The 22,494-nt window shown below is 53.7% G+C and carries 10 protein-coding genes, 1 tRNA gene and 3 pseudogenes; 4 read left to right on the top strand and 10 right to left on the bottom strand.

Translation table 11 applies throughout. From position 1 onward, the window contains the following. Nucleotides 1-160: 160 nt before the first annotated feature. From JCM15908_RS11690 to JCM15908_RS01960, 8 genes and pseudogenes are all read right to left on the bottom strand, one after another. Nucleotides 161-2,640, bottom strand: a pseudogene (locus tag JCM15908_RS11690) (bifunctional UDP-N-acetylmuramoyl-tripeptide:D-alanyl-D-alanine ligase/alanine racemase). A 740-nt stretch (nucleotides 2,641-3,380) separates the two neighbouring features. Continuing rightward, nucleotides 3,381-5,453: a TonB-dependent receptor gene (locus tag JCM15908_RS01990; RefSeq protein ID WP_025002065.1), complete on the bottom strand. Its 2,073-nt coding sequence runs from the start codon at nucleotides 5,451-5,453 to the stop codon at nucleotides 3,381-3,383. Between the two features lie 123 nt (nucleotides 5,454-5,576). After that, nucleotides 5,577-8,078 (bottom strand): carboxypeptidase regulatory-like domain-containing protein, encoded by a 2,502-nt coding sequence (locus JCM15908_RS01985; RefSeq protein ID WP_025002064.1) that lies wholly within the window; start codon nucleotides 8,076-8,078, stop codon nucleotides 5,577-5,579. A 37-nt stretch (nucleotides 8,079-8,115) separates the two neighbouring features. Next, complete coding sequence (locus JCM15908_RS01980; RefSeq protein ID WP_025002063.1) at nucleotides 8,116-9,006, bottom strand: GLPGLI family protein; 891 nt, start codon at nucleotides 9,004-9,006, stop codon at nucleotides 8,116-8,118. Nucleotides 9,007-9,054: 48 nt separating this feature from the next. Beyond that, entirely contained in the window at nucleotides 9,055-9,948 is an 894-nt protein-coding gene (locus JCM15908_RS01975) for a GLPGLI family protein (RefSeq protein ID WP_025002062.1), read from the bottom strand. A 593-nt stretch (nucleotides 9,949-10,541) separates the two neighbouring features. Further along, the gene (locus JCM15908_RS01970) at nucleotides 10,542-11,660 is read right to left on the bottom strand and encodes an energy transducer TonB (RefSeq protein ID WP_025002061.1); all 1,119 of its coding nucleotides are present in this window, start codon (nucleotides 11,658-11,660) and stop codon (nucleotides 10,542-10,544) included. Between the two features lie 84 nt (nucleotides 11,661-11,744). Beyond that, entirely contained in the window at nucleotides 11,745-12,266 is a 522-nt protein-coding gene (locus JCM15908_RS01965) for a DUF4251 domain-containing protein (RefSeq protein WP_025002060.1), read from the bottom strand. A 60-nt stretch (nucleotides 12,267-12,326) separates the two neighbouring features. Next, a complete protein-coding gene (locus JCM15908_RS01960) occupies nucleotides 12,327-12,791 on the bottom strand; it encodes a hypothetical protein (RefSeq protein WP_025002059.1) in 465 nt (154 codons plus the stop codon). 733 nt (nucleotides 12,792-13,524) lie between these two features. On the opposite strand from JCM15908_RS01960, the gene JCM15908_RS01955 reads away from it, so the two are divergent. The 4 genes and pseudogenes from JCM15908_RS01955 to lpxA all read left to right on the top strand — a co-directional run bounded on the left by JCM15908_RS01955 (nucleotide 13,525) and on the right by lpxA (nucleotide 20,778). After that, entirely contained in the window at nucleotides 13,525-14,856 is a 1,332-nt protein-coding gene (locus JCM15908_RS01955; RefSeq protein WP_025002058.1) for an efflux RND transporter periplasmic adaptor subunit, read from the top strand. A gap of 187 nt (nucleotides 14,857-15,043) precedes the next feature. Beyond that, nucleotides 15,044-18,306 (top strand): annotated as a pseudogene (locus tag JCM15908_RS11685) (efflux RND transporter permease subunit). A gap of 149 nt (nucleotides 18,307-18,455) precedes the next feature. Next, a pseudogene (locus JCM15908_RS11680) lies at nucleotides 18,456-19,834 on the top strand (efflux transporter outer membrane subunit). Between the two features lie 161 nt (nucleotides 19,835-19,995). Next, on the top strand, nucleotides 19,996-20,778 hold the full coding sequence (gene lpxA, locus JCM15908_RS01940) for an acyl-ACP--UDP-N-acetylglucosamine O-acyltransferase (RefSeq protein ID WP_025002057.1): 783 nt from the start codon (nucleotides 19,996-19,998) through the stop codon (nucleotides 20,776-20,778). A 376-nt stretch (nucleotides 20,779-21,154) separates the two neighbouring features. On the opposite strand, the gene JCM15908_RS01935 is transcribed toward lpxA, so the two are convergent. Both JCM15908_RS01935 and JCM15908_RS01930 read right to left on the bottom strand, forming a co-directional pair. Further along, entirely contained in the window at nucleotides 21,155-22,105 is a 951-nt protein-coding gene (locus JCM15908_RS01935; protein WP_306303694.1) for a DMT family transporter, read from the bottom strand. A 201-nt stretch (nucleotides 22,106-22,306) separates the two neighbouring features. Further along, nucleotides 22,307-22,380, bottom strand: a tRNA-Pro gene (locus JCM15908_RS01930). Nucleotides 22,381-22,494 lie beyond the last annotated feature (114 nt).

Below are 22,494 nucleotides of genomic sequence, written 5' to 3'. Positions count from 1 at the left end.
GCCCGTTTCTCCAACCTGAACAGCCCCCTCCGAATCACGGACACACTGTTCCGGCCGTCCGGCTAACGGACAAAACGCAGACGATATACCAACAGAAGATGCCGCCCTTCCTGACTATCAGGAAGGGCGGCATCCTCGTCTGTCATCGGCCAGCCTCGCACTAATCCTGAAAATACACTCGCTTCACACGGTTGCTGACCGTTGTCAGCACCTCATAGGGAATCGTTTCGAGCACATCGCTCAAGACCGTAACGGGCAGATGGTCGCCGAATATCTCGACCATATCCCCTCCTTGCAGTCAATGCCCGTAACATCAATCATCGCAACGTCCATGCAGATGTTGCCGACGTACTCTGCCTTCTCCCCGTTTACCAGACAATAGCAGTGCCGGTTGCCCAACCTGCGGTTGAGTCCGTCGGCATATCCGATAGGAATAGCGGCGATGACGCTGTCGCGGTCTGTCGTTCCGCGACGCGAATACCCTACCGTCTCGCCTGCCGGAACGTGCCGGAGCTGAAGTATGGTCGTCTTGAGCGTCGATACATTGTTGATGATTTCGTTGTTGCGCGGATTGATACCGTAAAGCCCCAGCCCCAGCCGGCACATGTCCAACTGCCGTCCCGGGAAGTGCTCTATGCCGGCAGAGTTGTCTATATGGCGGAGAATCCTGTGGCTGAACGATGCCTGCAACTTCTTGCTCCCGGCATCGAAACGGGCAAACTGACCGGCGGAGAAATCGTCGAACCCGTCGCTGTCCGACCCGACAAAGTGGGAGAAGACCGAACGGGGAATGACGGCGTTCTGATGTTTCAGCCGGTCTATGAGCCTGTCCATGTCCGTATCGGGATTGAATCCGAGGCGGTGCATGCCCGTATCGAGCTTGATATGGACAGGAAATCCCGTGATACCCTCCTTCCGGGCAGCCCTGACAAGGGCATCGAGCAGGCGGAAGCTATACACCTCAGGTTCGAGGTCGTAGTCGAAAAGCGTCTTGAACGACGACATTTCCGGGTTCATTATCATGATGTTGCTCGTAATGCCGTTCTTTCGGAGCGTTACACCCTCGTCGGCAACGGCAACGGCAAGGTAGTCCACGCGGTGGTCTTGCAGTGTCTTGGCTATCTCCACCGCACCTGCACCATAGGCGTCCGCCTTAATCATACAGACGAGCTTGGTCTCCGGCCTCATCAGAGAGCGATACCAGTTGAGATTACCGACGACGGCATTGAGGTTGACCTCGAGCACTGTCTCGTGTACTTTCTTTACCAGAAGCTCCGTCAGCCGGTCGAATCCGAACGGGCGCGCCCCTTTCAGCAGAATCACCTCGTCGTGCAGGCTCCGGAACTCCCTGCTGTGAATGAAGTCGGTAACGGTAGCGAAGAAATACTTTTCGCGCAGATGGCGAAAGGCAGCACGCTGCGCCTGCAATGCCGTGCCGATGCCGATGAACTTCTCCACACCGCGCTTCTCGCTGAGGTCGGCCACTTCCTGATAAAGACTCTTCTCGTTTTCTCCCGTCTGGAAGATATCGCTGAGGATGAGTGTACGCCTGCGCCCCTTGTAGTCGGGGCGGCGGTTCATAAAGTCGAGGGCAATGTCGAGGGAGTTTACGTCGGAGTTGTACGAATCGTTGATGAGCGTGCAGCCGTGCTGCCCCTCCTTCACCTCAAGGCGCATGGCGACCGGCTCAAGCCGCAGCATCCGCTCCGCAAGGGCCTCGGGACTGACGCCGAGCCTCAGCGACACGACGGCACAGGTGATGGAGTTGCTGATGCTGGCATCGTCGATGAACGGCAGCGTGTATGCTCCTTCCCTTTCACCCTTCCATACATAGCTGATGGTCGTACTGATGTCTTTCTTCTCAACGGAGCGGATATGGAAAGCCGCCTTGTCGTCTCTCTCCGACCACGACAGCCGCTCGCCCTTATAGTCGAGCACGCCGACGCAGGCGGCTATCGTCTCATCATCTGCCGGATAGACTATGGCCTGAGTGTCGCGGAAGAGGACGAGCTTCTCCCTGCACTTGGCTTCCAAGGTTGGGAAGTTCTCCTGATGGGCGTCGCCCAGTGCCGTCAGCACGCCGATGGTCGGCTGTATGATGTCGCGGAGGGCAGCCATCTCGCCCGGCTCGCTGATGCCTGCCTCGAACACGCCCACCTGCGAGCTCTCGCTGAGCAGCCAGACCGAGAGCGGAACTCCAATCTGCGAATTGTAGCTACGCGGCGAGCGGGTAACCGTCATCTGTGGCGAAAGCAGCTGACAGAGCCATTCCTTGACCATCGTCTTGCCGTTCGACCCCGTGATGCCCACGATGGGAACAGCGAACTCGCTGCGGTGGCGTTCGGCAAGCCGCTGCAACGCCTCCAGCGTGTTGGAAACCCTGAGGAAGTTGGACTGCGGATAGAGTGCCGACCATCCGTCGGGCAGGCTTTCAACTACGAAGTTGCGCACGCCCCGGCGGTATAGCTCGGGAATATAGTTGTGCCCGTCGTTGCGTTCGCTTCGGAGCGCGAAGAAGAGCGTTTCTTCCGGGAAACACAAGGAACGGCTGTCGGTAAGCAAAAAGCCGATGCTGGCATCAGCCTCGCCAAGGCGGTGCGCACCTATGAGCATTGTTACCTTTTCGATGGAATAGTTCATTGTCAATGACTTTTTGAGGGAGGCAGGAGGCCCCTGTCTATGTCCTTCTACGGCATGGCGGTCTGAAGGCTGCCTCCCGTTCTTCGTTCTATTTTGGCTGCAAAGGTAAAAAAAACTATTGACTATGAGTAGCCGCCTTATGTTTTTTTTGCTTTTACCGTCTGTCGTTCCGCCGTTCTGACATCCTCCCGCAGGCTTCTGGCAGACTTAAGCGGAACGGACGAAACCGTTCCCGTATTCCGCCTTCCTTTCTGTTTGCTTTTCAGCCAGAGGCAAAGCCGTTTCATGCTCCTGACGGAACGAATTTATGAGACAAGCTGAACCGAAAAACGAAAGTGCCGTTTTCGTAGGATGAAAGTGCCGTTTTGACCGTGCGAAAACGGCACTTTCATTGTGTCAAAGCGTCCCTTTCATTTCATGGACTATACACGTTTGTATAATAAGTTATACACGACTGCATAATCAGCTATACATGCTTGTATAATAAACTATGTCCAAAGGCTTTATGAAACGGATACTTTCATCGCATCAGACAAACAGAACGGAGGAAGCAGTCTGAACATATCGCCAAGACATCCTTGCTGGACAGGCATGCCGCACAGCCTGCGAGGGGCTTCCGTCAGGCGGGCCGGCAAAACAGACAGAGGCCTTACCCCAATACCGGGCAAGGCCTCCGAACGGTGTATATGGTTGAGATAACGGTGCGGCAATGGCATTGCCGCCTATTCGCTCAAAGACCGTTACAGGCTGACGGCAACACCTGCCACTATCCAAGCACCCGGCTGGACGACGTTGCCATAGTCTACATAGTTCTTGCCAAGGACGTTGTTGCCCTCCACGTAGACATTCCACGTGGCTTCGCTCCAGCTCAGACGGGCATCGAGCACGCCGTAGCCGGCATATTTGCGGACAGCATTGTCGGTGTCAAGATACGTTCCCATGCGGTGCTGAAAGCGGTATCGGGCATCGAGGACGAGCTTTCGCCATACGTTCAGGGAGAGATGGGACGCCAGCTTGTTCTTCAGATACTCCAAGGCATACTTGCTGACAATGCCTGCATGCTCGTTTTCGTGCTGGTTCAGGTAGGTATAGGCTATCTCAAAACGCTTGAAAAGGCGTTGCGAGGGGAACATCCGCCGGAGATTGAAGTCCAACGAAGCCTCTACGCCCAAAGTCCTGATTTTGCCATAGTTGACACTCTGCCAGAGCGGTGCGCCCTTCTCGTCGGTCGTACCGTCGCTAATCCAGTCGATAAGGTTCTTGTGGCGGTTGTAGAAGATGCTCGCCTTGCCCGTTACGGCAGCCGAAGCGTAGCGCACGCCAGCCTCCCATGCCGACAGCTCTTCGGGCTTCAGATGAGGATTGGCCTTGTGTCCGCCTACCGAATAGAAGAGTTCGGTGATGGAGGGCATGCGGAGCGAGGAATTGTATGAGGCATAAATCTTCCAGTCTCTGCCGACCCGGTAGCTGAAGTCCACGCCCGGATAAACGCGCATGTTCATGTCGGCCTGCGTGTTCTTCACGGCGACGAGTCCGGCGGACAGCGTGAAGCGGTCGAGAATGACGTTGTGCTCTGCCATCAGCTGGATATTGGTTCGGTTCAAGCCCTTTTCGTAGCTCCGGCCGGTCTTGTGGACAGGACGGACACGGGCGAGCGGATTGCCGAGGTTGGTGCTCACGAGGTCTTCATTGCGCAGTTCCGCCCCAAGAGCCGTGCGCCCCAGCAGCCAGTCGAAGTAGGCGTTGAGGTTCAGCCCGTACACGTCTGTCCGGTGATAGTTGAAAGGATATTTGCCGGGAGCGTCGCGGAACAGCTCGAAACGGTCCATGCTCCTGTTCCAATAGACGGAGGGCCGGAAACGGAACGCCCCCTGCAGGTTCTCCGCGGTAATGGCGGTGAACGTCTTCAGCGTGTGTTCAAACTGGTCGTCGTACTTTGCGCCATAGAAGGTATTGGAGCCGAAGTCCTTCAGACTGACGCCTGCGTGCCAGCCGACAGCCACCAAGGCATCGTGATAGTTGCCTTGGTAAAATGCCTTTGCGGCACGATAGTCGGCACTGAGCCGCCCTGCCTTGTTGCGAAGATAGCCGTCGCTGCGGAGACAGGAGGCAGACAGCTGGTTGTTCCAGCGTCCGAGGGCAAGGTTGCCCCGCACGCCTGCACCCAGATAACCGTAGGAGCCGGCTTCGGCATGGGCAGATAAAGATGTTGATGAGGGAGTTTTGGTTACTATGTTTATCGCACCCAATAACGAGGAAGTGCCATAAACTCTGCCGGCAGGCCCTTCGAGGACTTCTATCCGCTCGATTTCTCTGATGTCTACGGGGAAATCGAAGGCGTTGTGTCCCGTCTGCGCATCGCCAACCGGGATGCCGTTGAGCAAGACCGTGATTTGCTCGGAGTTTCCTCCACGTATGCTGACGTCCGTGAGTGCCCCCATGGGGCCTTTCTGACGCACATCCACGCCCGTGGCATACTTCAGCAAATCGTTCACACTTTGTACCGGGGCCGCCAGAATGTCCTCGCGGTTCAGTACAGTTACCATTCTCGCCTGCTGACTAACCGTCAGCGGCGCACGCGTTCCCGTTACGCTGACTTCCTCCAACAGCACGTTCCTATTGGCAACTGCCGTGTCGCTCGTAACCTTGTCTTCCTCTACGCTGATGCCCTTGGCTGTAGCATGTTGTAAGGTTGCGACACTCAGTACACCAATAATCACTTCCTTGCCGAGAACGGCAAAGAGCGAGTAGCCGTGGTTGGTGAAGCGGGTAAACTTCAACGCCCTGCGCTTGTTAAAAATTGGTTTGTACATAATAATTATAATATTGCGTCCGCTGCCCCGAATGTTTGGGGACAGCCAGACATTCGGAGTGCAAAATTAGGCAAAATTATCCGTATTAAAGACAGGCAAGGGCTGTTTTTAATAGGGAAACCGTTACAACGAGAACTGCATTTCGACCATCAGCTCTCTCGGACGCAGCTCATACTCGTTGGTAAATACACCGACTCCGCTATACGTTGTGGTGGCGTAGACACGCTTGTTGAGGAGATTGCGGAGCGAAGCCGAGAGGCGGACACGGCGGAGTCGCCACGTCAGTCTGGCGTCAGCAAGGAAAGTATTGACCGATGGCGACGCCTGCAACTCGTTGTGATAGTAGACTCCCGAAACGGAAAGGTCTACTTTCCGAATCGTCGAAGTAAGGGTCAGCCGCTGTACCCAATTGAAAAGCGTAGGCATGGAGGTGCTTCCGCTGTGCGAATTGCCGAGCGTGAACGTACCTTCGTAGTCGGCCTGCATCCACGAAGGGGCGAAGCTGACGGTCGGGTTGAACGACAACTGCCTGTAGCTATAGCCGATGACACTGCCCTGCGAGTATTGGTCGCCGCGGCTGTAAGCTCCCCCGACGCCAAGGGAAGTCTTCAGGTGGAGGTCGTAGAAGCCTTTGGAGACGGTCGCGGACAGGCTGACGTTGTCGCTATGGGTATTGTGCTGCTGATAAGCGAAGAAATAATCACCGTTCAGGACCTGCATGTCGACGACCGAATTGCTCCACATCCGGCTGGCGTTCAACTTCCAATTGATGAAAAATTCCTTTGTAAGCCGCTTGTAAGAGTGGCCAAGATTGACATAGAGCGTGCGGTATTCGGGCAGGAAATCGGGCGAAATGCTGAACGAGCGGTAATCGGTCTGATGCTTTTCCAAGGCAAACTGCGACAGCGAGTTTCCCGATTCTGAGTAGCCGACGGTCAGCCGCGACTCACTCCGATTACTGGCCTTGAACTCCGTATAGAAGTTAGGCGAGAGGAGAAGGTTCCACTTTCCGAGATGCGTATAGCGTTGCAGATTAATACTTTGGAAAAAACTGAGGCGGAGACGACCGCGCTCATACATCCACGAAGGATGGAATTGGAGGAACAGCTTGGCATCGTTGTGCTGCACATGGAGGGCTTCCGTCCCCAAGGCAGTGTAGTAATTCTGTGTCCAATATCTCCGTTTAACATTCCAAGAAAGGCTGTGCTCCGTATGCCAGAGGTTGTTGTTGAGCGACTGGCGAGCCTCATTGAGGTAAAGATCATTGCGCGAATGGTGATAGTCGAGGATAGAACCCCAGCTCATTGTGCCCCTGCGGGTGGTGTAAGTCTTGTTGATGGAACCCGAAAGGTTCAGTTCCGGATTGCGCACCTGCTGCGTTGTCGCCTCGTGTCCCGTACTGTTGAGCTGCGAGAGGGCGTCGCTCTGCGCGGCATCAATGCTGAATTTCAGGCTGCCGAAGTTGTCGTCGTTGTTTAACTTGCGGTTATAGCTCATCTCGAAAGCATCCTCTCTCAATGTCATTCGCTTGCTTTCTTCGGTTCGGGCAGGCATATCGGCAAAGTGATAGACCGACCGGTTGGTGGTGGTCTGGCGGACAACGTTGCGCAGATAACTTGCCACCAGCCTCACTTCGGCGTCGTTCCTGCCTTTGGTCAGATGGTTCAGGCTATAGCTCTGGGAGGTATTGAAGCGCAGGCGTTCCTCGCGGATGGGCGCACTGAGGCCAGCCACCGAATACCAGTTGGGCAATGACGCCGCCTGCGGCGCACCGAAATCGAAGTAAAAACGCTGATTGTTCTGATTGACATCCTGCCCCGAACGGTCGTAGGCGATGTCGTACATCATCTGTTTGCGCTTTCCTATCTGCATAACGTTGACATTTCCCCCCACGTGGGTGGGCTTACCGACCAACAGATGCGGCCGGAGCGTATACGAAAGCTGGTCGCGCGCCGAGTCTTTCAGCACTACATTCATTGCCACGTTGTCGGAATAGACCTTATTGCGCAGTGCCTTGACAGGCTGGTCGTGCTCAATGACCTCGGCTTTCTTTACGTCCTGTGCCTTAATATTCTCCGTCAGCTTGTTGTATTTGCCGTCGCTGAGGTCCAGTCCCTCCACGGTGAAGCGGCTAAGTGCCTTTCCGTTGACGCTGATCTGGCCGTTCTTGGCCACTTCTACGCCCGGGAGCTTCTTCAGAACGTCCTTCAGCGAGTTGTCGCGTTCGGACGCATAGCGTGTCAGGTCGAAGGTGATGGTGTCCTTCCTGCCCGTTACAGGCCCTGCCTTCACGGTAACTTCCTTCATCTCGAACGTCTTCTGCGACAGCCCGATACGGTTTCCCGCCGCTCTGCCTATCCGCTGCCGCTTCTTCGCATAGCCCATTGAGGTAGCTTGCAGCTCCACGTCTGCCAGACGGTACGTACCCGGCAAGGTGAGCCGGAAGCCGCCTTTGTCGTTGGTCCGGGCAAAGGTGATGGTCTTTCCCCCGTGGGTCAGCATGACGGTTGCCTTGGCTACGGCTGCGCCCGAGAGAGAGTCGACCACCGTGCCCGTTACTTCCGTCTGGGCATGGAGGGAGAGTGTGCTGAAAAACACAGTCAGAAGAAGTAGGAAATGTTTCATAGTTACAGGTATATAGAAGTTGAATGTCAGAATAAAACTACCGCTCTATCGGGTTATAAGGCTGTCTGCGCCTGAACGCATCCTCCATCCTCTCCGTACCACCATCGTCGGTAGGAATGGCAACATCGTCGAAGCTAATCTTGATTCCTGCTGCGGTAAGCTGGTCAATAGGGCTTGTCTTGCGCTTCAGTTCCGTAAACTCCTGCGCCGATATAGTCTCCGCCTTGTCGTATTCCTTTCTATAGGTAATATCGGCACTTCCGTCCAGCTGCTGCAAACCGACACCTTCGAAGATATACTGGCGGCTATCGTCGTAGGCACGGAGTATCAAGCCGGGCAGACCGCAGAGTTTCCACGGGCCGAAGTCGAGGGGAATGTCTTCCGTGTACCACGCCGTCCACGTGCGGCCCTTGAAGTTCGCGCGTGCCATCTGGCAGGAATAGCCCATGATGGTGGCACTGCTGTCGGCAACGATGTTCCACCCGGGCTGCCGGGTGGTTTCTTCCATGCGGTAGACATCCCTGAACATACTCTCGAAAACGACCGTCTTGCCTTCGGGATAGTTCTTATAGAGCACCCACGCCATGCTTCCATACTTCATGGAAGGGATGGGGAAATAGTTGCCTTTGTCCAGTTTGGCAGCAATGACAGAATCGTTTTGCTGAATCAGATAACTATAAAAACGGCTCACCTTGTTGCCGATATCGAGCCGCATCACGTCATCCTCGTAGCGATAGTTGCCTGCCGAGTCGCGATAGTTTTCGTCCTTGACGCTCTTCACGCTGTAGGTGATACGGTAGTTCACCTTGTCTATCACCACTTCCGGCTTGGCGTGCTTCGCTTTCCTCGCGTTCTGTGCCTCCACGCCCTGCGTTTGGACGGTCAGTGCCAACAATGTCAAGGCGAAGATAAGGAGTTTTCTCTTCATAGTCTATGGTACTTTATTGCAACAACGCGCCTAAGGAGGAAACCCGTTCTACCGCTCAATCGGATTGTAAGGCATCTTCTGGTTGAGCACATCATCCAGATTCTCCTCGCTGCCGTCGAATGTACTGATGGTCGTATTTTCTGCCGTCATCTTTATTCCCTGCGCAGCCATGATGTCGCCAAAGGTAATCCTGCCGGCGGTCTTGACGAAATCCTTCATTGAGATGCGCTCCGCCATGTCGTTACTGCCATTGTAAATCAGGTCGAAGCTGCCCTTCGGCTGTTGCAGACCGACGCCGTCGAAGATGAATTGTCCCGTCGCATCGCTTGCACGGAGGATAAGGCCGGGCAGGCCACAGAGCTTCCACGGGCCGAAATCGAGGGGAATGTCTTCCGTGTACCACGCCGTCCACGTGCGGCCCTTGAAGTTTGTGCGTGCCATCTGGCAGGGATAGCCCATGATGGTAGCACTGCTGTCGGCAACGATTTCCCATTCGGGCTGCTGCGTAGGCTCCTCTATGCGGTAGCGGTTGCTGAAAATCGCGTCGAAGAAAGACGTCTTGCCCTCGGGATAGTTACGATACATCTCCCACCTGATGGAACCTGAGCTGACACCCGGGCTGGTATCAAAATCGCCCTTCTCCATATTGGCATACAAAATCGAGTCGAAGCGTTCGCGCGTATAGCTGTAAAAACGGCTTACCTTGCTGCCGATGTCAAGCCGCATGTCGTCCATGCCGTAGTCGTAGTTGCCCAGCGAATCCCTTTCCTCGGTGTTGTTGACGCTCTTCGTGCGGTAAGTGATGCGGTACTGCACCTTGTCAATGACAATATTCTTGCCCTGCAGCTTGCCGTCAATGCTGCGTGAGACAGTGCGGCTACCCTGCGCGGCCAGCGACAGAGTAACGAATAATAAACAGAGAACGGTCAAAGTCTTCTTCATTGTAGTATGTTTAAGTGAATGATGGAAAGGCAAAGAGAACACAAAGGCATGTCTTAGGTTTCTCCATGCTTGGTTTTCAATTATTTTGCAAAGATACAACAAACCCGTCAAACCAGAACATTTATACTACAAAAAAAACATAACGGGGTAAAATATCCCGTTTCCGACAGGGCGGCTTCCGTTCCCTGCCGCGGTAAAGAAAGCCCCATCAGGGCAGGATGAAGGGGAGGGGAAGTCCCGGCATGGACAAAATCACGACATAAGCATGACGGTTCTGCCCTGTCATAAACACCTCCTGCACAGACTACGCCGTGGAAGCCGTTGCTACACCGACACGATTTCGGATAGTCTGAAAATAATTTACACACTCATACACCGCCACTCTCACACAACGACAGACAGGAGCAGGGACGAAGATTGGTAAGCTGTTGATAATCAAGGCCATAAAAAGGAGACGGCAAAACGGTATCTGCCACATGCCGAAAACGGCACTTCCGTCTCGCGAAAGTGCCGTTATGACCAGACCGCCAAGCCCCTTTCGCAAGGCGAAACGAGCATTGCGGATGAGCGATTGCGAAGAATCTTTACAACTGCTAATTGATGTTGAGGGGGAAGACGATGTGCGACCAGACCGGCTTTCCGCCCACCTGCGCAGGCTTCCACCGGGGCATCACACGCAGGGCATCCACAACCGCCCTACAGAGACGGCCATCGTAGGAAGCCGTTGTGGGAAGAGCCGTCAGGCATTGCACCGCGCCCGCGTCGTCGATAAGAAAACTTGCCATCACCCTTCCGCTGGGCAGGACGGCAGGGGGAAGCGTCATATACTGCCCAATGAAGTCGGACAATGCCCGATTGCCACCGGGGAACGCTGCCGCAGAGTCGGGCTGCATGCACACCTTGGCTGCCTGCTGTCCGTAGACGACGGTCATGGGCTGTCCGCTGATTTCGTTTCGTGCCGGCATCCTCCTCCAATTGCGGAACGATTTGGAAAAAAGCTCGTCCAGAAAGCTCACTGGCAACAGGGCATAATGGTCTTTTCCCGGTGTCCCGGGGATGGAGAGGCGCACCTCGCTGCCCATAAGGGCAAACTGGCCGGGCACGCTGTCTATCCTGACCTCTCCCTTCTCGGTCGGGTCAACGACCATTGTCTGCCCAATAGCCTGCTCGAAAGAGTAGCGGTAGTCGTAGCTTTCCCAAGTACGCCGCTGGTTGAAGACATCCTGCTGCGTCAGTATCGCCCGGTTGATGAGGTCATAGGTGAAACAGGCGAGGCGTCTTGCCACTACCGCCGTGTCGTTACGCTCCTCCACGGAAGCCATGAACGAGACGTAACGGCCCGTCTCAAGCCAGAGATTTTGCAGTTTCAGGTCGTAGTACGACACCTTCACGCCTTCCCCTTCGGGCATCTTGCCCACTTCGTTGCCCATCGGGCGGATATATGATGCCCATGCCTCGCCGGGCGACGGGGCTGACGTGCCGAAGAAAAACGTCGTCAGGTAGTCCTGCAAAGGCTGTTGCACGTCGCCGGCAAGCAGTCGTGGCCACTCCAAGTCGAGGGAGACGAGCGACAAATGGCCGTCCTTCTCGTAGAGATGGCGTTCCTGCCGGTAGCCGATGGCGTTGCCGACGGTAATCGCGGCTGCCGTCTGGGCGACGGCAGAGAATACTGCCAGCAAGGGCAGCAAGGCGGTTAGGATAATCTTCTTCATAACTATTATGGGTTGACCTCCCGGCAGGCAGTCTGCGACAGGGAACGAACGGCCCCTTTCGTGCCGTTACGAAACAGGGGGCAGTTAACGCTTCGGACTGAACCTGTCGTTGAGTTCCATCTCTCCCGTGAACCGTATCATCTCCTTATTGTCCGGGACTATCGTCAGGTCGATGGCGGCATTGTCGTAGACCAACAGCGTTATCTGATAGCTTTCTATGCCAGAGCGCGTGGTCATCGTGATTCTCACGCCGTCCTTCACGGCCTCCTCCCTGTAAGAGGTAAGCGGCTCTACAAAGTTCAGACCGAGTCCCCTGCCATACGGTACCTGATAGACGCGCCCGAAATAGGGAAGGAACAAGCCGATGGAATCGCCGCTCAACTCCATCCCCCAGTCGTCGCGGAGCGTGTGAGACGGGCCTCGCATCGGGTAGACACGGTCTACAAAGACACGGAAACGGCGTTCCTGAAGGTGCGACTTCACTGCCACCGCCTTCAGCTGTGCCATCTTCTCTTTGGGAACGACGTTCCCCTCACTGTCGTAATAGGTCGTAGCGCAGCCTGCCAGCAGCACGGCCGCCATACAAAGGAATAACCATTTCTTCATCATAACCCTCCATTTCTTTTGATGTCATATACGATTCGGATGGCGCAAGTCCGCCGCTTCCTACTGCTCTATGCTCTCTACCCGGGGCGCGCTAATCTTCTCGACACTCGGAACAGGGGCTGCTTCCGGAGCCGGTCCGGCAGACGGGACAGAGGCCGGAGCCACCTCGTCGACAGGGGCAGCATCGGGAATCTTGACGGCACGGACGGCCGCGGCATCTTCTTCCGCCTTGTCGCTGCTGCCCTTCTTGGCAGCTTCGGCTGCCTTCGCCTTTTCCTCGTCGGTCATCATGTCCTCCTTCGAGGGCTTCATCCTCGGCCAGAGATAATCGCCGACAATGTCGAGCGTGTCGAGCGAGGCTTTCCGCTTCTGCTCTTCCACCTGCTCCTGTTCATCGGCCACGGTATCGTCGTCGTTGACTATCCAGTTATAGAGCATGCCCAACAAGAATAGTACGACAAGACCACAAAGGAGCTTGAAGGTGAGCGAGTGCCTGAACCCGTGTTTCTTTTTCTTTTCTGTCATATCAGAGACTTTATCTTTTTCAGGGATAATGCCGGCAAGGACAACGAAAGCCTGCTTTCCAATTGCCGCGTGCGGTTTATCTCCTGCAAAAATAAAGATTATATTTGGAAACTGCAACAGCCACGTCTTTAAATAAGACGGTGTTTTAGGTTATGTTGTCTCTCCCAAACAAAAAATTAAGGTTATTTAGCAGGCAGTTCCCCGGGCGGCAATGAAGCCTCAACGGAATACAAACAGCGAAACGACCATCACGGCTACGTCTTCCGGGCAACACACAGCCGCAAGACGAAAGTGCCGTTTTCGCATGGTCAAAGTGCCGTTTTCGCATTGCGAAAACGGCACTTTCGACATACGGGCACACCCTTCCAAAGCCGGGACTGAAAAAGAAGTACCGGACGGCTATACACCGCCCAGCCTGACGGCTTGCCAAGATTGCTTTTCCGAAACATTCGGCCTCCCGCTCCTCAGTCTTTTAACAATCGGCAGACAGAGTTGCACAGAATACGGAACAGGGGCCAACCAACGAAGACAAACAGCATAATATTTGTTAATATACCATTGGGGGAAGTACGTCTTTCGGCAGAATTATGTACTTTTGCATGCGAAAACTCTAACACCGTTGTTGGTTTTTCGCTTTTCTATTTTCAGTGGAAGATGAAACTGGCCTCCCATGCCCAACCAATGGAAGACATGGGAGCAAGGAATATAAATTACATTAATTATTAATATAGGTATGAAGAAAAACAAGTTTCTACTGCTGATAGCCTTTGCTGTTGCGGTACTTACAAGTTGTGGTGGTGGACGGCAGAGCCTGCCTACCAGCAATGAGTTTCCTGTAATCACGATTGGCGCGTCCAATGCCCAGCTGAAGACGACCTACCCGGCTACCATCAAGGGAATTCAGGACGTAGAGGTCCGTCCGAAGGTGAGTGGCTTTATCACCAAGCTGTATGTCCATGAGGGAGAGGCTGTCCGTGCAGGACAGGTGCTCTTCGTGGTAGACAACGAGACCTATCAGGCAGCTGTCCGTCAGGCACAGGCACAGGTCAACTCTGCCCAGAGTGCGGTAAATCAGGCACGGGCAGGCGTGGTTCAGGCCAATGCCGCCCTCAATTCGGCCAACGCACAGGCTGCAACGGCCCGTCTGACTTACAATAACAGCAAGAGTCTCTATGATAACAAGGTGATTGGAGAGTATGAACTCCAGACCGCCAAAAACTCTTACGAGACCGCAATGGCCGCCGTCAATCAGGCACAGAGCGGCATAGCCTCTGCCAATGCAGCCGTTCAGCAGGCACAGGCAGGCGTGAAGCAGGCGCAGGCAGGCTTGGCCAGTGCCAAGGAGAACCTTAGCTTCTGCTACGTCAAGAGTCCCGCAACCGGCTTTGTGGGCAGCCTGCCCTTCAAGGAGGGCGCACTCGTCAGCCCGTCTTCGGCACAGCCCGTAACGACTGTGAGCAATGTGTCTACCATGGAAGTGTATTTCTCCATGACGGAATCCGATATTCTCAACCTTTCCCGTACCAACAACGGACTGAACAATGCCCTCAAGGCGTTCCCGAGCGTCAGCCTTCAGCTGGCCGATGGAACAACCTACAATCACGAGGGTACCATCGTGAAGACCAGCGGCATCATAGATGCTGCCACGGGTACGGTCAGCGTCATCGCCCATTTTGCCAATCCGGAACATCTGCTGAAGAGCGGTGGCAGCGGTCAGATAATCATTGCGAAGAACAATAACCACGCCTTGCTCGTTCCGCAGGAAGCAACCGCACAGGTGCAGAACAAGACTTTCGTCTATATAGTGGACGCCAACAACAAGGTGCACTATACAGAAATCACCATCGAACCGCAGAACGACGGCATCAACTACATCGTTACCAGTGGGCTGAAGATGGGCGACAGAATTGTCTCCAAGGGCATAACAAGTCTCGAAGACGGCATGGAAATCAAGGCACTTACGCCTGCCCAGTACGAGGAAGTCATCAAGAAGGCAGAAAAACTCGGCGAGAATCAGGGTTCGGCAGCCGGCTTTCTGAAAGCCATGAAGGGAGACGACAAGTAAGGGAGAGAAAGAATCAGGAAGAACGAAAGCCACGGAGAAACGGCAGACGTTTCGGAACAGAAAGCTGAACGCTCCTTTTAGTATATATAAATAAGGTAGTATCGCGGCCTGCTCTCCCCGGTTCAAAGTTGCTCCGGCAAGGTGTTCCCTATTCTAAAGTCCCAGTTCAACATTATAAAAAGAGATTATGACATTTACTAATTTCATAAAACGACCGGTGCTCTCAACGGTGATTTCCATTGTATTCGTACTTCTCGGTACGATTGGATTGGTATCGCTGCCTGTTGAGCAATACCCCGACATTGCTCCTCCTACGATTTCCATTATGACAGCATACCAAGGTGCCGATGCACAGACGGTATTGAACTCTGTCATTACACCCTTGGAGGAGAGCATAAACGGTGTGGAGAACATGACGTACATGACTTCAACGGCTACCAATGCCGGCTCGGCCATGATTACGGTGTACTTCAAGCAGGGGTCAGACCCCAACATGGCTGCCGTCAATGTGCAGAACCGAGTTTCTCTGGCACAGGCTCTGCTTCCGGCAGAAGTAACGCGCGTCGGCGTTACCGTATCGAAAAGGCAGACTTCCAACGTGCTGATGTACTCTCTGACAACCGACGACGGACGATACGATGACGAGTTTCTGACGAACTACAACAACATCAACATCGTCCCGATGGTAAAGCGCATCAATGGCGTCGGAGACGTTCAGACGCCCGGTATGAAGAGCTACTCCATGCGTATATGGCTGAAGCCGGACAAGATGAAGCAGTACGGGCTTGTTCCCTCCAACATCTCGGCGGCTCTGGCAGAACAGAACATTGAGGCCGCTCCGGGTTCTTTCGGTGAGCAAAGTAACCTGAAGTATGAATACACCATGCGCTATAAGGGCCGCCTGAAGACTGCCGAAGAGTACGGCGACATTATCATTTCCAGCAATACCAGCGGTCAGACGCTGCACTTGCGCGATGTTGCCGACGTGAAACTGGGCGGTCTGCAATATTCCGTGGCTATGAAGAACAACAATCGGGCTGCCGTCATAGGCATGGTCAACCAGATTGCCGGTTCGAACGCCACACAGATAGCCAAGGACGTGAAGGCCGCGCTTGCCGATGCCCAAAAGCAGATGCCGCCGGGAATGAAGGTTACCATCGAACAGGACGTTACCGAGTTCCTCTTTGCTTCTATTGAGGAGGTTGTCTTCACCTTGATGATTACGCTGGCACTCGTTTTCTTCGTAGTGTATGTCTTCCTGCAAGACTTCCGCTCCACGCTGATTCCGATGATAGCAGTGCCGGTTGCCCTGATAGGTACGTTCTTCTTCCTTTGGGTATTCGGCTTCTCGGTCAACCTGCTGACGCTTTCCGCCCTGCTCTTGGCAATTGCATCGTGGTCGACGATGCCATCGTGGTCGTTGAGGCTGTCCATGCCAAGCTCGACCTCGGCTATAAGAGCGCGCTTTCAGCTTCCATTGACGCCATGAACGAAATATCAGGAGCTATCATTTCCATTACTTTGGTGATGTCTGCTGTGTTTGTCCCTGTATCTTTCATCGGTGGAACAGCAGGTACATTCTACCGAGAGTTCGGTGTTACGATGGCGGTTTCAATCGTCATATCGGCCCTGAACGCCCTGACGCTCTCCCCTGCCCTCTGTGCCATGTTCCTGAAACCACACAGCAAGGACGAGGAAGGGAAGAAGCTGTCTCTCGTTGACCGCTTCCACGCAGCGTTCAATGTGCAGTACGATAAGATTAACAAGAAATATCAGAAAGGCGTAGAGAACATCATCAAACACAGCGTTGTTGCCGGTGCATCCGTCGTTGTCGGTATCGTAGCCTTGGTTGTCTCCATGTCATTTACCAAGACCGGACTCATCCCCGACGAAGATACGGGTACACTCTTTGCCATGGTCTCCCTCCCACCGGGCACCTCTCAAGTTGAAACCCAAAAGGTTACCGACCAGATTGACGCCATGTTGGCAAGCAATCCCTACATAGAGCGTCGCGAGCAGATAGTAGGTTACAACTTCCTCGCGGGTCAGGGATCTGATCAGGCAACCTTTATCATCAAGCTGAAGCCGTTCGCTGAGCGTGAATATGGAATGTTCGACCGCATCAAGGCAGTATTCTCGGGCGCAGGCATCGCAGGTCTGTTCATTGACCCTACCTCCTCCAATATGGTGCTCGGCATGATTTACAAGCAGACCTCAAGCATCAAGGGAGCCAAGATTATTGCTTTCGGACCACCGATGGTGTCAGGTTTCGCCATGTCTAACGGTCTTACGTTCTCCTTGCAGGACAGAACGGGCGGCGACCTGAATAAGTTCTTCCAGATAGCACAGGACTATCTGAAGGCCCTCGGCGAACGTCCGGAGTTCAGCCGTGCGCTGACAACCTACAATCCTAACTATCCTCAGTACATGGTAGACGTGGATGTAGCCAAGGCAAAGCAGGCGGGGACATCACCGGCAGCCATCCTTTCCGTACTGCAAGGGTATTATGGAGGTATGTATGCTTCCAACTTCAATGCCTACGGAAAGCTGTTCCGCGTCATGATTCAGGGTACGCCGGAAAGCCGTATGAGCGAAGCAGGACTGAACAGCATCTATGTCCGCACCACCAACGGCATGTCCCCGGTAGGCGAGTTCTGCACTTTGAAGCGCGTCTACGGCCCATCCAACATCGCACGCTTCAACCTCTTCACCTCCATCTCCGTCAATGCCACTCCGGCTGAGGGCTATTCATCCGGTCAGGCCATCAAGGCAGTTGAGGAAGTAGCCAAAGAGAAACTTCCACAAGGCTACAGCTACGACTTTTCTGGCCTGACCCGATCCGAGCAGGAGTCCTCCAACTCTACGGCAATGATATTTGTTCTCTGTATCGTCTTCGTGTACCTGATTCTGAGTGCGCAGTACGAGAGCTACATTCTGCCGCTGGCCGTTATCCTTTCCATTCCTTTCGGTCTGGCAGGAGCGTTCATCTTCACGATGCTCTTCGGACACAGCAACGACGTATATATGCAGATTTCCCTAATCATGCTGATTGGTCTGCTGGCCAAAAACGCCATCCTCATTGTGCAGTTCGCCCTCGAACGCCGCCAGACAGGTATGGCAATCAAGTACGCTGCCATCCTTGGCGCAGGCGCACGCCTTCGTCCTATTCTGATGACTTCCTTGGCCATGATTATCGGTCTGCTGCCATTGATGTTCGCCAGTGGCGTAGGCCGAAACGGAAACCAGACCCTCGGTGCTTCCGCTGTGGGCGGTATGCTGATTGGTACACTCTGCCAAATATTCATCGTACCTGCTTTGTTTGCCTTCTTCCAATACCTGCAAGAGCGCATCAAGCCGTTGGTATTCGAGGATGAAGACAACAAGGATGCAGCCAAGGAACTGGAGCAGTACACCAAAGGCGCACCTCGCGACTACGTGATAGAAGAGTAGAACACAAGGAGACAAAGAAGCGAAAGGAAGTCAAGAGCAATACAGCCTGCCCAAGACACCCAAGCCTCCACCCCCAACAAGAGGAAAGGCACAAGAGCCTGACTCCTTTTCGCTTCCAAATCCTCAACTCCCATAAAACAAAGACTTCAATGAAGAAAACAAATATCATCATCATCGCCTTTGCAGCCCTGTCCCTGACAGGATGCAAAAGCCTGTATGGCAACTATGAGCGTCCTGAAGTGAAGACTGACGGCATCGTCCGCGACCCAGTCAACGACCATGCCACGCTCGAAGGAGCCAACGACTTCGGTAATCTTCCATGGCGCAGCGTCTTTACCGACCCACAGCTACAGACACTCATAGAGAAAGCTCTCGACAACAATCCTGACCTGTTGAACGCTGCCCTCAACATAGATATAGCCGAGCAACAGCTCAAGACCTCGAAACTGGCGTTCCTCCTTCCGTTGCCTTTGCACCGACAGGAACCATCTCCCACTTCGGTTCGCATACCGAAGCAACCCGCTCCTATACCCTGCCCATCACTGCCAGCTGGAACGCAGACCTCTTCGGAAAGCTCCGTTCTGCCAAGAAAGCGGCACAGATGTCGCTCATTCAGATGCAGGACTACAAGGTAACCGTACAGACCAACCTCGTCTGCAACATTGCCAACCTGTACTATACGCTGCTGATGCTCGACCGTCAGAACGAGATTGTAGCCAACATGCAAAACCTCACCAAGGACACATGGGACATGATGAAGCTCCAGATGGAACTGGGACGCGCCCGTTCCACCAGTGTGCAGAGTGCGGAGGCAGCCTATTACAGAGTTCAGACACAGGCAGCAGACATCAAGCGGCAGATTCGCGAAACAGAAAACACGCTCAGCCTTCTCCTCGGTGAGCCGGCACAGGCCATAGCCCGCGGTTCGCTCGACAAGCAGAGCCTGCCGACCAACTTCTCCGGCGGCATCGGCGTAGAACTACTCAGCAACCGTGCCGATGTCCATGCTAAGGAAATGGCACTGGCACAATGCTTCTACATGGTACAAAACGCGCGTGCACAGTTCTATCCCTCCCTGAACATCTCTCCTACCGGCGCATGGACCAACAGCAACGGGATGGTCAACCCGGGCAAACTTCTCCTGACCGCCGTTGCCAGTCTGACGCAGCCCATCTTCGCCCAAGGCAAGCTGAGAGCCAACCTCCGAGTATCGGAAGACCAGTACAAACAGGCCTACAACACTTGGCAGAACAGCATCCTTACCGCAGGTTCCGAGGTCAGCAATGCCCTTGTGGCATACAACGCTGCCGACGAGAAGAACAAATTGGAACAGCAGCAGGTAGACATTCTAAAGAAGAACGTAGAGCATACGGAACTCCTTTACAAGCAGAGTTCAAGCAGCTATCTTGAGGTCATCACCGCACAGCAGAATCTCCTGAACGCCCAAATCTCTCAGATTCAGGACCAGTTCACCAAGCTGCAGTCCATCGTCAGCCTGTACTCTGCACTGGGCGGAGGCTCTAAATAACAGTCTCCCCAAGCCCCTCCGAAAGGAGGGAATGTGCCTGACGGGACACCCGGCCACGCCTGCCCATCCCGGGCAACCGGCCTGCCACGCGTTCCGTGCCCTGCAATCTGATTGCCGGAATCAGGCCATCATCAATAAATCAACATTCAATATTCAAGATTATGAGCAGCGAAATAAGCCCAAGAGCCGAAGTATCTCCTAAAGCAAAGATAGGAAACGGCTGCAAGATATTCCCCTTCGCGTACATAGAGGATGACGTTGTCATTGGCGACAACTGCATTATCTTCCCCTTCGTGAGCATCCTCAACGGGACACGGATGGGCAACAGCAACAAGATTCACCAAGGAGCAGTGCTTGCCGCCCTGCCACAGGACTTCAACTTTGTAGGCGAGAAGAGCGAGCTGATACTCGGGGACAACAATATCATCCGCGAGAACGTAGTCATCAACCGCGCCACCCACCGAGGCTGCAAGACCGTCATCGGTTCCAACAACTTCCTCATGGAGGGTGCACACATCAGCCACGACACCGTTGTCGGCAACAACTGCGTCTTCGGCTACGGCACGAAGATTGCCGGCGACTGCGAAATTGGCGACGGCGCCATCTTCTCGTCCAGTGTTATCGCAAACTCCAAGACCCGTGTAGGCCAGTACTCAATGATTCAGGCCGGCACCACCTTCGCCAAGGACATTCCGCCCTACATCATTGCCGGAGGCACACCTATAGCATACGGCGGAGTGAACAACACCATCGGACGCTCAAGAGGCGTAGACGAGAAGATTCTCAAGCACATAGCCAATGCCTACCGTCTGGTATTCCACGGTCAGACATCCGTCTTCGACGCCTGCATCCAGATAGACCAGCAGGTGCCCGACTCACCGGAGATTCGCAATATCGTGGAGTTCATACGAGGCACCAAAGAAGGAATCATCTGCAAATTATAAAGTTCATACCTATTAAATTTCATGATGAAAAGGAGGGGACAACCGTGAGGTAGCCCCCTCTTCCTTTTTCCGCAACGGCAAGGGAACAGACAGCTTTGCCGTCAGCAAGACTTCCCTTATCCTCCAAGCCGACATGCACACACTATAAGGCTGCAATCTGTATCCATCAGCAACTGACGAGAAAAGACAGAAAGTACGATGGCGACAGAGAATAAAACGACTTCATGCAGCAAGAAAGACAAGACAGAATAACGTCCTTACAACACTCTAAGAGCCAGACGATTAGAAAGACAAAACGAAAGGGGCTTGCTGACCATGCGAAAGTGCCTCTTTCACATGGTCAGCAAGCCCCTTTCGCAAGCCGAAACCATCACAATCAGATGAAGAACAGCGATACACCCACCACGGAGATGACCGCCCCGACAACTCCCTTCAGTGTTATCTTCTCATGGAAAAAGTAATGAGCCGGCAACAGAATCATAATCGGACTGGTCGCCATCAGCGTGCTCGCAATACCGGGATTGGTATATTCGCCTGCCATCAGCGAGAAACTGACTCCGATAAAAGGCCCTGAAAGTACGGCAACCACCATGGCCAACATTCCCTTCAGGTTCTTTACGCTCCCTGCCCAGCGAGGGCCGTCTCCCTTCAGTATCAACCAGATACTCCAGCAGAGCAGACCTGCCACACACCTGATGAGGTTGGCACCAAACGGCATGTAGCCTTCCATTCCCTGCCAGTCGCTCTCCGACACCACAGCCTGCACGTCTGCCTTGTAATATTCCTGCCCTATAAGGCTCAGTACATAGCCTACGCCCTGTCCCATTCCGGCACCGATGCCGAGCAGCACACCCTTCAGAGGAAGCTGCAACGCCACTTTGTGCTTTCCGTCTCCCTTGCTCAACACCGAGATGGCTATACCCGAGATAGTTACAATCATTGCTATCAGACTGATGAAGTTCATTTTCTGCCCCATCATCACCCATGCGCAGAAAGCCGTAAACACAGGCGCGAGGGTCATAAACAACTGTCCGTAGCGCGAGCCTATTACCAAGTAACTGTTGAACAGACACCAGTCGCAGAGGAAATAGCCCACGACGCCCGAGAGCGACAGCCACAGCCACGTATCGTAAGTGGCATGAACAGGCAGCGCATCGCCTGTAAACCACCACATCAGCAGCAAGGACAGCACGAGGGCAAGTCCCATTCGCCACACGTTGGTAACGACCACTCCGAGCCGTTTGCTTGCCACTTCGCACGACATGGCTGCTATCGTCCAAGAGAAGGCAACTCCCAATGAAATAATTTCTCCTAAATAGTGCATCATATTGCTGTTATCATATTCTTTTCGCAAGTACTCTCAAGTACCATTCACGCATATACTCCCTTATTTTAACCCCAAAAGAGGGATAAGCCATAATAACTTATCCCCCTTCTTCTGCTCCAACAAAACGAAAAATCGGTCAGAGCGGCTCTTTATAGGGCAAAGAAAAAGGGACAAGTACAAAGACTTATCCCCATATTTCTGTCGGGATGAGGCGACTCGAACGCCCGACCACTGGTCCCCCAGACCAGCATTCTAACCTACTGAACTACATCCCGATTTCTTTATTGCACTGCAAAATTACTTACTTTTTAAGACATTAGCAAACTTTTCGACTTCTTTTTTCATCTATCACGAGTTTATTTCGTAATTTTGTCAGATATAAAACAACA

The organism is Prevotella dentasini JCM 15908 (genome assembly GCF_000614065.1).
Classification (GTDB): Bacteria; Bacteroidota; Bacteroidia; order Bacteroidales; family Bacteroidaceae; genus Prevotella; species Prevotella dentasini.
Note: the sequence above shows the minus strand (reverse complement) of the source record. Positions and strands in the feature narration are given on the sequence as shown.